This is a genomic window from Mycobacterium sp. 852014-52144_SCH5372336, from assembly GCF_001665615.1.
Lineage (GTDB): Bacteria > Actinomycetota > Actinomycetes > Mycobacteriales > Mycobacteriaceae > Mycobacterium > Mycobacterium neumannii_A.
The window spans coordinates 105,135-116,835 of the sequence record NZ_LZSW01000042.1; the positions used below are offsets into that span (position 1 = coordinate 105,135).

Sequence of the window (11,701 nt, forward strand, 5' to 3'; positions counted from 1 at the left end):
CGGTAACGAACCTACTCGGCGCGGATCGTTGCTGGTGCAGGGGTGTTGTAGTAGCGTCCGGACATGTGTCCGACACGGCCTTGGAGTCGACTCGGCGCCGTCTGACCGCCAAACAAGCCGACACTGTCGACCGCCTCGGCCGCGCCGCGGTGGAACTCCTCAACCGCGAGGGGTTCGCCGGTCTCACGGTGCGCCGCGTGGCCGCCGATGCCGGTGTCGGGGCGGCTACCGCCTACACCTACTTCTCCTCCAAGGAACACCTTGTCGCCGAGGTGTTCTGGCGCAGGCTCGCGGCATCTCCACCGGCGGCGCACGAGTCCGAGGACCCCGCAGCACGGGTCATCGAGGTGCTGCGCCACATCGCCCTGCTGGTCGCCGACGAGCCCGCCTTCGCCGGTGCGGTGACGACGGCGCTGTTGGGTCGGGACCCCGATGTCGAGGTGCTGCGGCTGCGCATCGGCCGCGAGATCCGCGACCGGCTGGCCGCGGCGTTGGGCGCCGACACGGATCCCGACGTCATCGACACGCTGGAGATGCTGTACTCCGGTGCGCTGGTGCGCGCGGGCATGGGATATGCGTCGTACACCGAAATCGCGGAGCGACTGGAGAAATCGGCGCGGCTGATCCTGAACTGATCCTCAGCGCGAGCCGAGGATCGCCACCGACGCGGTGATCGCCGGCTCGATGATGCCGCCCAGATCGTGGCCGTCCTCGACGAAGAGCGCGGTCAGCTCGCGCAGGCCGCCAAGGATGATGAGCGCCAACGGACGCGATATCGGAGTCAGCGAAGCGCGTTCGAAGCCCGGCGTGCTGCTGATGTCGACCAGCATGTCGGTGAAATTCTCCATGGCCTCGCGATGCAGCGGATGTGCGACGGCGCCCAGTGCCGGCGCCTCGCGGATCCACGCCAGCGTGATGGCCGGTCGCGCCGCGATGTGGTCGACGTAGGCGGTCACCGCCGAGCGGATCTGGGCCCGCCAGTCGGCATCGGGGTCCGCCGCTGCACGCACCCCGGCGATCATCGTCTCGTTGTTTCGCCGCAGCAGCTCGATCAAACATTCCTCTTTGCTCGCGAACTGTTCGTAGAACGTGCGCTTGGAGGTTCTCGCCTGCCGCACGATGTCGGCGACGGTGGTGTCGCGATAGCCCCGTTCGGTGATCGAGGCGGCCATACCGTCGAGCAGGCGGTCGCGGAACGCCCCGTCGGCCGCGGTATGCGCGCCGTTGTCCAGCGCAGTGGTCATACCGCCTCCTCGACAGCCTTGCGCCTGCTGGTACCAAGCGGTACCGTACTACACGAACCTACGGTACATCGTAGTACCGGGGAACAGGCTGGGAGCGTCATGAGCGAAGCTTTGGTCGTCGATAAGCCCACACCCGCAGCGGTGTCGCCTGCCGCGGTCAAGCTGCCACCGGCGGCGCGGATTCCCAAGCCGCTGTTGGGTCTCGCGTTCGCGGTTTCCCGGCGCTGGACCGTCGCTCAGTTCGCCCGCCTCCACGGTCCGGTCTTCACGATGAACGTTCCGGTCTTCGGACGCACGGTCGTCGTCGGCGACCCGCAGCTGGCCAAACAGATGTTCATGGCCAACACAGACGACGTCGGCAACATCCAACCCAACCTGTCGCGGGTGCTGGGCCCCGGTTCGGTGTTTGCGCTCGACGGGTCAGAACACCGGCGCCGGCGGCGGCTGCTGACACCGCCGTTCCACGGCAAGAGCATCAAGAACTACGAGGCGATCTTCGAAGAGGAGACCCTGCGCGAATCGGCGAACTGGCCTGAGGGTCAAGCGTTTCCGACGCTGGAGCCGATGATGCGCATCACCCTCAACGCCATCCTGCGTGCGGTGTTCGGCGCCGACGGTGAGCAGTTGGACGACCTGCGGCGCATCATTCCGCCGTGGGTGACGCTCGGTTCGCGTTTGGCGTCGTTGCCCGCACCGTCACGCACGTACGGCCGGTTCAGTCCGTGGGGGCGGCTGGCCGAATACCGCAGGCAGTACGACGAGGTCATCGACAAACTGATCGACCGGGTCACGGCCGATCCGGGGTTCGACGAGCGGACCGACGTTCTTGCGCTGTTGCTCGGCAGCACCTACGAGGACGGTAGCGCGATGTCCCGCAAGGACATCGGCGACGAGTTGCTGACCCTGCTTGCGGCCGGTCACGAGACCACGGCCTCGACCCTGGCCTGGGCGTTCGAGCGGATCACCCGCCATCCCGACGTCCTTGCCAAGCTGGTGTCCGAGGCGGAGACCGACGGCAACGACTATCGCCAGGCCGTGCTCGGGGAGGTGCAGCGGTCGCGCACGGTGATCGACTTCGCGGGCAGACACGTCTACTCGCCAACCTTCGAGCTGGGCGAATGGGTTGTCCCGCAGGGCTATACAATGCTGGCGAGCATCTCGCTGATGCACGACAGGGCCGCTGAGTTTCCCGATCCCGAGCGCTTCGACCCGCAGCGCTTCCTCGACGAGCGACCGCCGACGTTCGCCTTCATCCCGTTCGGCGGAGGCACCCGCCGCTGTGTCGGCGCCGTGTTCGCCAACGTCGAGATGGACGTGGTGCTGCGAACTGTGCTGCGCAACTTCGTGATCGACACCACCGCGGCACCTGCGGAGAAGACGCACTCGCGCGGCGTGGCTTACACCCCGAAGGACGGCGGCCGCATCGTGGTGCACCGCCGCAGGACACCGCTCGCGCAGGAGGAGTGAAAGAACCGATGACGAACGCCACCGCCGCCGACCAGCAAGCCCCGGTCACACCCGGCAAATTGCCGCCGGCGGTCCCGCTGCCCAAACCCGTTCAGATGGTGCTGATGGCGGGCTTCCGCCGCTGGTTCCTGGGCAAAGCGCTCAAGCGATACGGTCCGGTGTTCGCGATCAACGTGCCGTTCTTCGGTCGCAGCGTGGTGATCGCCGATCCGGCGCTGATCCGCACCGTGTATCTCGCGAGCACCGACGACCTGATCAACGTGCAGCCGAACCTCAGTCGGATCTTCGGCCCCGGTTCGGTGTTCGCGCTCGACGGCGTCGAGCACCGCAAGCGCCGCAAGCTGCTCGCACCGCCGTTCCACGGCCAGAGCATCAAGAACTACGAGAAGATCATCGAGGAGGAGACGCTCCGCGAGACCGCGACCTGGCCCGAGGGTGTCGAGTTCGCGACGCTCGAACCGATGAACCGGATCACGCTGAACGTCATCTTGCGCACGGTGTTCGGGGCCGACGGGGCCGAACTGGACTATCTGCGCGAGATCATCCCGCCGTGGGCCAAGCTCGGTTCACGCATGGCGACGTTGCCCGAACCGCCGTTCAAGACCGGCCCCTACAGCCCGTGGGGCCGCCTTGAGACGTTCCGGCGCAACTTCGACCGGACCGTGTTTGCGTTGATCGACAAAGCCCTGATTGAAAAGAGCAAGGCCGACCCCGCCCGCGAGGAGCGCACCGACATCCTGGCGCTGCTACTGGGCAGCACCTATGAGGACGGCACCCCGATGTCGCACCAGGACATCTCCGACGAGCTGCTCACCCTTCTCGGTGCCGGCCACGAAACGACCGCGTCGACGCTGGGTTGGGCGTTCGAACGGTTGCGCCGCCATCCCGCGGTGCTGGCCAAACTGGTCGAGGAGAACGACGCCGGCGGCAACGAGTACCGCCAGGCCTTCATCAACGAGTTGCAGCGCAACCGGACCGTCATCGACTTCTCCGGGCGCCACGTGCTGGCACCGCATTTCGACGCCGGCGAGTGGCGAATCCCCCACGGCTACACCGTGATGGTCGCGCTGGCGAACATGCACGCCAACCCGGACGTGTTCCCCGACCCCGAACGCTTCGATCCCGACCGGTTCCTGGGCAAGCGTCCGCCGACGGCGTGGGTGCCGTTCGGCGGCGGGACGCGCCGGTGCATCGGTGCCGCGTTCGCCAACGTCGAGATGGACGTCGTCCTGCGAACGATCTTGCGCCACTTCGTGATCGAGACCGATGACGCACCCGACGAGAAGGTGCACTTCCGCGGGATCGCGTTCACCCCGAAGGACGGCGGCCGCGTCGTGGTGCGCCACCGCAGCTAGCGCGCTACTGGTTGGCCGTTTCGCGCTTGGGCAGTTTCCAGCCCGGGCGCGGGAAGTGGCAGGTGTAGCCGCTCGGGTACCGCTCCAGGTAGTCCTGGTGCTCGGGCTCGGCCTCCCAGAAGTCGGCGGCCGGGGTGACCTCGGTGACGACCTTGCCGGGCCACAGTCCCGACGCGTCAACATCGGCGATGGTGTCCAGCGCGACGCGCTTCTGCTCGTCGTCGAGGTAGAAGATCGCCGACCGGTAGCTGGTGCCGACGTCGTTGCCCTGACGGTTCTTCGTGGTCGGGTCGTGGATTTGGAAGAAGAACTCGAGCAGCGCGCGGTAGTCGGTCCGCGCCGGGTCGTAGACGATCTCGATCGCTTCGGCGTGGCCGGGGTGGTTGCGGTACGTGGGGTTGGCGTTCTCGCCGCCGGTGTAGCCGACGCGCGTCGACACCACGCCCGGTTGCCTACGGATCAGATCCTGCATGCCCCAGAAGCAACCGCCCGCCAGGATGGCCGTCTTGTGGTCGCTCATGCTTGCGCCTCCTCATTCACGAACAGCTTCTTGTAATCGCCATACCCCTCGGCCTCGAGGTCGTCGAGGTGGATGAATCTCAGCGAAGCGGAGTTGATGCAGTAGCGCAACCCACCCTCGGTGCGGGGGCCGTCGGTGAAGACGTGGCCGAGGTGGCTGTCGCCGTGCGCCGAGCGCACCTCGGTGCGGACCATCAGGTGTGAGAAGTCGCGCTTCTCGACGACGTTGGTCGCTTCGATCGGACGGGTGAAGCTGGGCCACCCGGTCCCGCTGTCGAACTTGTCGACCGAGGCGAACAACGGCTCGCCGGAGACCACGTCGACGTAGATACCCGGCTCGTGGTTGTCCCAGTGCTCGCCGGTGAAGGGCCGCTCGGTGCCGTTGCGCTGGGTGACCTGGTACTGCTCCGGCGACAACGCGTTCACCGCGGCCGGATTCTTGTTGTATTGCTTTGCCATAGTGCCTGTATAACCGCCGAACCGACCGCGGTGTTCCTGCCTCCCATTACGGTTGTGTGATGCGCGCATTCCTCGCCGTGATGGCCGCTGCGTTGGCCCTGTGGGCGGCCCCTGCGGCATCGGCGGAGACGGCGGTGCTACCCGAACGGCCCGGCTATCCGGGCCTGCTGTTCATCGACAACCCCGCGATCGTCGATCCGCATCCGATGCGCGCCGAGTCGTTCAACCGCGTGGCCGGCGACCGCGCCGTCGGGGTGCACTTCACCACCGGCACCCCGCAGTGCTACGGCGTTCGCGCGACCGTGCAGGAGACACCCGAAACCGTCACCGTCGAACTCTTCGGCGGCACGCTTCACGAAGCCGTGGGCCGGCCGTGCATCATGATCGCGGTATCGGGGATCCTCGACGTCCCTCTACAGAATCCGCTGGGCAGCCGCCAGGTGCTCACCGCGTTCTGACCCTCGACAAGCTCGGTAGAACGTGTTCTAGTTCTGGTGTGACGGGCAGCACCTTCAGCCGCGAGGAACTCGCCGCGGCGTTCCAACAGTTCGAGGCGACGGTCGACCGCGCCGCGCAGACCCGCGACTGGGATCCCTGGGTCGACCAGTACACCGACGACGTCCTCTACATCGAGCATGCGGCAGGCACCATGCGCGGCCGGGAACAAGTGCGCCCCTGGATCTGGAAGACGATGGAGTCGTTTCCCGGTAGCTACATGACGTCGTTCCCGTCGCTGTGGACCGTGATCGACGAGGCCACGGGCCGAATCATCTGCGAGCTCGACAACCCGATGCGCGACCCCGGCGACGGCACCATCATCAGCGCCACCAACATCTCGATCGTCACCTACGCCGGCGACGGACTGTGGCGCCGGCAAGAGGACATCTACAACCCGTTGCGGTTCGTCAAGGCGACCGTCAAGTGGTGCCGCAAGGCAGCGGACCTCGGCACCTTGCCGCCGGAGGCCGAGGAGTGGATGAAGCAGTACGGAGGAGGCAAGTGAGCAAGCTGGTCATCGGGGCCAACGGTTTCCTCGGATCCCATGTCACTCGACAGCTGGTGGCCGCCGGTCACGACGTCCGCGTCATGGTCCGCCCGAACGCGAACACCAAGAGCATCGACGATCTGCCGGTACAGCGCTTCCTCGGCGACATCTGGTACAACGACACGCTGCGCGCGGCCATGACCGGAGTCGACGACGTGTACTACTGCGTCGTCGACACGCGCGGCTGGCTCAAGGACCCCACGCCGCTCTTCTATACGAACGTCGAAGGCACCCGGAACGTGCTCGAGGTCGCCAAGGACATGCGTCTGCGGCGGTTCGTCTACACCAGCAGCTATGTGACGGTCGGCCGCAGGCGCGGGCACGTGGCGACCGAGGACGACGTGATCGTCGACAAAGGTCTGACGCCGTATGTGCGGTCGCGGGTGCAGGCCGAGACGTTGGTGCTGCAATATGCGCGCGAGCACGGCGTGCCCGCAGTGGCGATGTGCGTGTCGACCACCTACGGCGGCGGCGACTGGGGCCGCACCCCGCACGGCGCGATCATCGCCGGGGCGGCGTTCGGCAAGCTGCCGTTCGTGATGCGCGGCATCGAGTTGGAGGCCGTCGGTGTCGACGACGCGGCGCGCGCCATGATCCTCGCCGCCGAGCACGGCCGAGTCGGCGAGCGGTACCTGATCTCGGAAAAGATGATCAGCAATGCCGAGGTGGTGCGCATCGCCGCCGAAGCCGCGGGGATGCCTGCGCCGACGAAGTCGCTCCCGCTGCCCGTCTCCTACGCGATGGCCGCCCTGGGCACCGCCAAGGCGCGGGTGACCGGCAAGGACGAGAAGTTCTCGCTCGGCTCGCTGCGGCTGATGCGTGCGGAAGCACCGGTGGATTGCAGCAAGGCCCGACGTGAATTGCGTTGGAGTCCAAGGCCTGTCGAGGATTCGATCCGCGAGGCCGCGAGGTTCTGGGCGGGGCTGCGGGACGCGCGGCGTACAAGCAAGGCAGGCTAGCCCGCGAGTAGAGATGCCCGACAAGCTTTCCGTCGATTTGTCCGGTGCGCCGCAGACCATGCTTGCGACGTTCTACGCCAAGGCGCTCGACGCCGACCTGCCGAACCCGATCCTGGGTGACCGGTTCGCCAAGGACATCGTCGAGCGCATCGACTACGACTGGTCGAAAACGACGATCACACCGGCCAATTCGGCATCGGTGACCACCCGCAGCGCGCACTTCGACAGGTGGACGCGCCAGTTCCTGGCCGTGCACCCGCGGGCGGTCGTGCTGCACCTGGGATGCGGGCTGGACGCGCGGGCGTTTCGGGTGGACGCCGGTCCCGGGGTCGACTGGTTCGACATCGACTATCCGGAGGTCGCAAGTCTGCGCACGCAGCTCTATCCGGACCGCGACCACTACCGGGTGATCGGCGCCTCGGTCACAGATGCCTCGTGGTTGCCCGAAATCCCCTCGGACCGGCCGACTTTGATGATCGCCGAGGGCCTCACCATGTACCTGACGGAATCCGATGGTGCGGCGCTGTTGCGGCGGGTGGTCGACGGGTTTCCCTCCGGCGAACTGCAATTCGATGCGTTCAGCCGGCTCGGCATCCGGTCGCAGGTCCTGAACGCGGTGGTGCGGCGCTCGGGGGCGACGCTGCAGTGGGGGGTCGACGGTCCGGACGATATCGCCAAGGCGGTGCCCGGCGTGCGGTTGCTGGCGTGGGTGTCGCCGTTCGATTCGCCAACGTTCCGCGACGTCGCCTGGTATTACCGGGCGATGGGGCGGGTGATGTCGGCGCTGCCGGCGTTGCGGTACATGGCGCAGTATCACCGTTGGGCGTTCTGAGCTGTTGCACTCGAAACTGAAGCTATGTATGAAAATGCCGGAAAGATCGTGCAATTGTTCAGTTTCGGCGGCTAACGCACCTTCAGTTCGGCGATCACTTCCGCGTACAAGCGCGCCTTGATCGTGCCGAACACCGCGCCGGCTTTGGCGGCCAGCGCATCGGCGCGGTCGACCGCTGCGTTGAGGACGTCACCCTCCCCAGCGGTGGCCGCGGCGATTCCTGCCGCGAGGGCGTCCTCGCCGCCGTACCGTCGCGCGGTGGTCATCGCCTCGTGTGCGGTCGCGATCGGCAGGCGGGACCGGATGAGGGCGTTCATCCCGGCCGTGAACGGGATGCCGAGGTCGACCTCAGGCAGGCAGAAGAAGCCGCGATCGGCGCGCATCACGATCTGGTCGTGGGCCAGCGCCAGCATCGCGCCCGCGGCGAACGCGTGCCCTTGCACTGCGGCGATGATCGGTGCCGGGAACGCCAGCACGCGTGCCAACAGCGCGTGGACGTCGCCCAGATTGGCCTCAGCCACATCGGGATTGGCGGCCATGTAGTCGAGGTCCAGGCCGTTGGAGTAGAACTTGCCGCTGCCGGTCGTGACGACGGCCCTCGGCCCGTCGGCGGCCTCCACCTCGTCGAGTGCCGAGTTCATCGCGGTCAGCCGGTCGGGGTGGAAGCGGTTCTCGTCCTCGCCGAGGGTCAACACATACACCGCGCCGTGCCGTTCAAGTTCTGCCATCAGCCGATTACACCACCTGCTTAAGTCCGGACGGCGTACGACTTGAGTAAGACCGACCGACCGCACTAGCCGGTTTCCGCTCTCAGAACGGTGCGGGGTCGACATTGCGTGCCCGCTCGGCTCTGATCCGTGCGGCGAATTCGGCCGCGCGACTGCGTCTTCGCTTCGGCATCTTCGCGGCGCGATCGGTCACGGGCGGTGGAGTATCCGGTGGCGGTGGCAGGTTGGCCGTGGTCGTATCCCATTCGAAGAACAGCTTGCTACCGGGGTGGGTGGTATAGGTGAGGCCGCTCGGTGCGGTCCAGATGACAGTCCCATCCGGAAGCTGTATGTCGCGCCAGCCGTCAGGGCCGCCGCAGAATGTCTTCATCAGGTGGTTCTTGCGGCACAGGCATTTGAGGTTCGACGGATGCGTGGGTCCCAGGGGCCACGGGGTCGTGTGATCGATGTCGCAGAGGTCGGCGGGCACGTCGCATCCCGGTGCGCGACAGTACATATCCCGCATGCGCACGAATTCGGCCAGCGCCGCTGACGGCTGATACCGCGACTCGGCTTCCGACCCCGGCATCTTGATCGGGCGCACCTTCGCCCCGCGGCTGATCAGCCAGGGCAGTAGGAACGTGGGCAACGCCCCGTGGCCCAGCAGCACTGCGGTGCCTCGTTTCTGGGGCTTTTTTCCTTCCGCAGGGGGTGAGGCGTCGCCGCCTCTGTCGCCTATGGTGGTGCGGTCCGCGTTGCCTTCGGCAGCGTGAGCGGCGGGCCCGTCGGCAGCAGGAGCGGCATTGTGTTCGGCAGCGGCCGCATTTTCGCGGGCAGCGGCAGCGGCACTGTCGATCGCGGCTTGGTCGGCGATCACGTGTATTTGGACGTTCGACGCCTGCACACCGGCAGCGGTGCATGTCGGCGATCCGCACGCACAAGCCAATTGGGTTTGGCCGGCGCCCAAGGCGCCGATCGCGTCGGAGCGCCGCTCGCCCATACTGCGCGGATCGTTGTCGCACAGGCCCTTCATCATCTCGGCGAGGCGCCGTTTGAGGGCGGCAGCGTCGGTGGCCAACAATCGTCCCCACACCGAGGTCGTGCCGGCCGGGTCGTCTTCGTCACCGAAGTGGAAGTCTCGGCTGCGCGCCGCTGTCTTCGACTTCCGCACCGCGAGCGGGTCGAACCGGTGGACGAGCGCGTCGACTGCGTCGTCGAGTCGCCGCTCCGATAGCGGACTCAACCGAGACGCCCGTTGTGCGAGTGCGGTGTCGATGAGTGCCAACGCCTCAGGATCTTCGATCAGCGTGGTGCGCCAGGTGATCGTCGAGACGATCCGCGCACTGATACCGCCCTGCTCGAACAAGGCGGCCACCTGTGGCAGCCGCTCGCGCAGCGCCTGCGCGATGCGCATCTGCCCCGAAGCGCGCCGATGACCGACCGTCATCGCCGCAGCCACCTCGGCGGCGACGCTGTCCCACGGATCGAACGCGGACCGCTGCCGCTCGTCGTCATCGCACACCTTGCGCCGGACCAACTCTGCAATGGCCGCGAGCCGGCGTGCGGCAGCTTGCGCCTCCGCACGTGCACCCTCGGCGATAGCGGCGACCACAGCGGCGTCGTCCGCTTCTGCGAAGTCCGATCCGAACATGTGTTCGACTATGCCACCACCCACCGACACGTCCGGAATTCCGACCGGCACCTCGTGCGTTGGCCATGACATGAGCGATCGACCCGTACTCGAGCCCACCGCGGAGCACCCGATCACCGTCGAGCCGACCGGCAGACACGTCACAGTCCGGGTGAACGGCGAGATCGTCGCCGACACAGATCGGGCGTTGACGCTGCGGGAGTCGACCTATCCGGCGGTGCAGTACATCCCGCACAACGACGTCATCCAAGACAAACTCAGGCCCAGCGACACCCAGACGTACTGCCCGTTCAAGGGCGACGCCAGCTACTACGACCTGGTGACCGGCAGCGGCGCGGTCGTCGAGGACGCCATCTGGACCTACGAGAAGCCCTACCCCGCCGTCGCCCCCATCGCCGGTCACGTCGCGTTCTACCCGGACAAGGCTGAGGTCACCGTCGTTCACGCATAACGCGTAGGCCCGGCATAACCTTGGCCGGTGCACACCTCGGTCAGGGTCGTCTTCGACGGCCCGGTCAGCCCCGCGTTGACCTTGGCGCCGCTGCGGCGTGGCCGAAAGGACCCCTGCTACTTCGACGCCCCCGACGGCGCGATCTGGCGCACCAGCCTGATGCGTAGCGGCCCGGTCACCGCGCGCCTCACCAAATCGGCACCCGACACCGTCGACTGCGAAGCGTGGGGTGACGGCGCGACCGAATTCGCCGAGACCCTGCCCGCCCAACTCGGCGCGTACGACGACAGCGTCGGCTTCGCGCCCACGGAACCGACCATCGCCGCCGCACATCGACGCGTGCGGCATCTTCGGCTGGGCCGCACCGACCGGGTGCTCGAAGCCCTGATTCCCGCGGTGCTCGAACAGCGGGTCTACGGCAAGGACGCGCGCCGCGCGTGGCGGCTGCTGGTCACCAAGTACGGCGCCCCCGCACCCGGACCGGCGCCCGCGCACATGCGGGTGCCACCGCCCGGTGACGTCTGGCGCCGCATCCCGTCGTGGGAGTTCCACCGCGCCAACGTCGATCCGCGCCGCGCGCGCACCGTCGTCGTGTGCGCTCAGCGCGCCGACTCGCTGGAACGACTGGGCGCCCGGTCACCGGCCAGGGCGCGTGCCGCCATGGCGTCGCTTCCGGGGGTCGGTGAGTGGACCGCCGCCGAGACGAGTCAGCGCGCGTTCGGTGACGCGGATGCGCTCTCGGTCGGCGACTACCACCTGGCGAAGATGGTCGGGTGGAGCCTGCTGGGCCATCCGATCGACGATCCCGCGATGGTCGAGTTGCTCGAACCGCTTCGCCCGCACCGTCACCGCGCTGTGCGCTTGTTGGAAGTGAGCGGTCTCGCGGTACTTCCGCGGTTCGGCCCGCGCATGGCGATTCCGAATCTGATCGAGATGTGACGCCTGTGACGTGGTGATTACCTCGCCGACGCAGCGGGTAGTCGAAGCCTCGACACCGTATGCGTGCAAAGGA

At 67.2% G+C, this 11,701-nt stretch carries 14 protein-coding genes; 9 read left to right on the top strand and 5 right to left on the bottom strand.

What is annotated here, in order from left to right; all coding sequences use genetic code 11:
- The first annotated feature begins 65 nt into the window (after window positions 1–65).
- Window positions 66–635, top strand: coding sequence for a TetR family transcriptional regulator (locus tag A5759_RS09230; protein ID WP_064395037.1), 570 nt, complete (start codon window positions 66–68; stop codon window positions 633–635).
- Between the two features lie 3 nt (window positions 636–638).
- On the opposite strand, the gene A5759_RS09235 is transcribed toward A5759_RS09230, so the two are convergent.
- The gene (locus A5759_RS09235) at window positions 639–1,244 is read right to left on the bottom strand and encodes a TetR/AcrR family transcriptional regulator (protein ID WP_064395038.1); all 606 of its coding nucleotides are present in this window, start codon (window positions 1,242–1,244) and stop codon (window positions 639–641) included.
- Window positions 1,245–1,343: 99 nt separating this feature from the next.
- On the opposite strand from A5759_RS09235, the gene A5759_RS09240 reads away from it, so the two are divergent.
- Complete coding sequence (locus tag A5759_RS09240) at window positions 1,344–2,711, top strand: cytochrome P450 (protein ID WP_064418160.1); 1,368 nt, start codon at window positions 1,344–1,346, stop codon at window positions 2,709–2,711.
- Between the two features lie 8 nt (window positions 2,712–2,719).
- Complete coding sequence (locus tag A5759_RS09245) at window positions 2,720–4,066, top strand: cytochrome P450 (protein ID WP_064418194.1); 1,347 nt, start codon at window positions 2,720–2,722, stop codon at window positions 4,064–4,066.
- A 4-nt stretch (window positions 4,067–4,070) separates the two neighbouring features.
- Here A5759_RS09245 and msrA read toward each other — a convergent pair whose 3' ends face one another.
- On the bottom strand, window positions 4,071–4,586 hold the full coding sequence (gene msrA / locus A5759_RS09250) for a peptide-methionine (S)-S-oxide reductase MsrA (RefSeq protein ID WP_064418161.1): 516 nt from the start codon (window positions 4,584–4,586) through the stop codon (window positions 4,071–4,073).
- Window positions 4,583–5,044 (bottom strand): peptide-methionine (R)-S-oxide reductase MsrB, encoded by a 462-nt coding sequence (gene msrB, locus A5759_RS09255; protein WP_064418162.1) that lies wholly within the window; start codon window positions 5,042–5,044, stop codon window positions 4,583–4,585. The genes msrA and msrB overlap by 4 nt, the downstream gene beginning before the upstream one ends.
- Before the next feature lie 59 nt (window positions 5,045–5,103).
- Between msrB and A5759_RS09260 the strand changes: the two genes are divergently transcribed.
- The 4 genes from A5759_RS09260 to A5759_RS09275 are packed head-to-tail and all read left to right on the top strand — an operon-like array spanning window position 5,104 to window position 7,880.
- Window positions 5,104–5,502, top strand: a complete 399-nt coding sequence (locus tag A5759_RS09260) for a hypothetical protein (protein WP_064418163.1) — start codon at window positions 5,104–5,106, stop codon at window positions 5,500–5,502.
- Between the two features lie 38 nt (window positions 5,503–5,540).
- Complete coding sequence (locus tag A5759_RS09265) at window positions 5,541–6,047, top strand: nuclear transport factor 2 family protein (RefSeq protein ID WP_064418164.1); 507 nt, start codon at window positions 5,541–5,543, stop codon at window positions 6,045–6,047.
- Complete coding sequence (locus A5759_RS09270) at window positions 6,044–7,048, top strand: NAD-dependent epimerase/dehydratase family protein (protein WP_064418165.1); 1,005 nt, start codon at window positions 6,044–6,046, stop codon at window positions 7,046–7,048. Before A5759_RS09265 ends, A5759_RS09270 begins: the two co-directional genes overlap by 4 nt.
- A 13-nt stretch (window positions 7,049–7,061) precedes the next feature.
- Window positions 7,062–7,880 carry a class I SAM-dependent methyltransferase gene (locus A5759_RS09275; protein ID WP_068196584.1) on the top strand — a complete coding sequence of 273 codons (819 nt, stop codon included), beginning with the start codon at window positions 7,062–7,064 and terminating at the stop codon, window positions 7,878–7,880.
- Between the two features lie 71 nt (window positions 7,881–7,951).
- Here the strand turns inward: A5759_RS09275 and A5759_RS09280 are convergent, their stop codons facing one another.
- Together A5759_RS09280 and A5759_RS09285 are read right to left on the bottom strand one after the other, a co-directional pair.
- Window positions 7,952–8,608, bottom strand: coding sequence for an enoyl-CoA hydratase-related protein (locus A5759_RS09280; RefSeq protein WP_068196588.1), 657 nt, complete (start codon window positions 8,606–8,608; stop codon window positions 7,952–7,954).
- 82 nt (window positions 8,609–8,690) lie between these two features.
- Entirely contained in the window at window positions 8,691–10,238 is a 1,548-nt protein-coding gene (locus A5759_RS09285) for an HNH endonuclease signature motif containing protein (protein WP_068196655.1), read from the bottom strand.
- A 70-nt stretch (window positions 10,239–10,308) separates the two neighbouring features.
- Here A5759_RS09285 and A5759_RS09290 point away from each other — a divergent pair, with 70 nt between their 5' ends.
- Window positions 10,309–10,689: a DUF427 domain-containing protein gene (locus tag A5759_RS09290; RefSeq protein WP_064418168.1), complete on the top strand. Its 381-nt coding sequence runs from the start codon at window positions 10,309–10,311 to the stop codon at window positions 10,687–10,689.
- A 27-nt stretch (window positions 10,690–10,716) separates the two neighbouring features.
- A complete protein-coding gene (locus A5759_RS09295; protein WP_064395048.1) occupies window positions 10,717–11,628 on the top strand; it encodes a DNA-3-methyladenine glycosylase in 912 nt (303 codons plus the stop codon).
- The last annotated feature ends 73 nt before the right edge of the window (window positions 11,629–11,701 follow it).

Excerpts from the sequence above, each read along its gene's own strand:
- A5759_RS09235 (WP_064395038.1), bottom strand. The coding sequence starts at position 1,244 with ATGACCACTGCGCTGGACAACGGCGCGCATACCGCGGCCGACGGGGCG.
- A5759_RS09240 (WP_064418160.1), top strand. The coding sequence starts at position 1,344 with ATGAGCGAAGCTTTGGTCGTCGATAAGCCCACACCCGCAGCGGTGTCG.
- A5759_RS09245 (WP_064418194.1), top strand. The coding sequence starts at position 2,720 with ATGACGAACGCCACCGCCGCCGACCAGCAAGCCCCGGTCACACCCGGC.
- msrA (WP_064418161.1), bottom strand. The coding sequence starts at position 4,586 with ATGAGCGACCACAAGACGGCCATCCTGGCGGGCGGTTGCTTCTGGGGC.
- msrB (WP_064418162.1), bottom strand. The coding sequence starts at position 5,044 with ATGGCAAAGCAATACAACAAGAATCCGGCCGCGGTGAACGCGTTGTCG.
- A5759_RS09260 (WP_064418163.1), top strand. The coding sequence starts at position 5,104 with ATGCGCGCATTCCTCGCCGTGATGGCCGCTGCGTTGGCCCTGTGGGCG.
- A5759_RS09275 (WP_068196584.1), top strand. The coding sequence starts at position 7,062 with ATGCCCGACAAGCTTTCCGTCGATTTGTCCGGTGCGCCGCAGACCATG.
- A5759_RS09280 (WP_068196588.1), bottom strand. The coding sequence starts at position 8,608 with ATGGCAGAACTTGAACGGCACGGCGCGGTGTATGTGTTGACCCTCGGC.
- A5759_RS09285 (WP_068196655.1), bottom strand. The coding sequence starts at position 10,238 with ATGTTCGGATCGGACTTCGCAGAAGCGGACGACGCCGCTGTGGTCGCC.
- A5759_RS09290 (WP_064418168.1), top strand. The coding sequence starts at position 10,309 with ATGAGCGATCGACCCGTACTCGAGCCCACCGCGGAGCACCCGATCACC.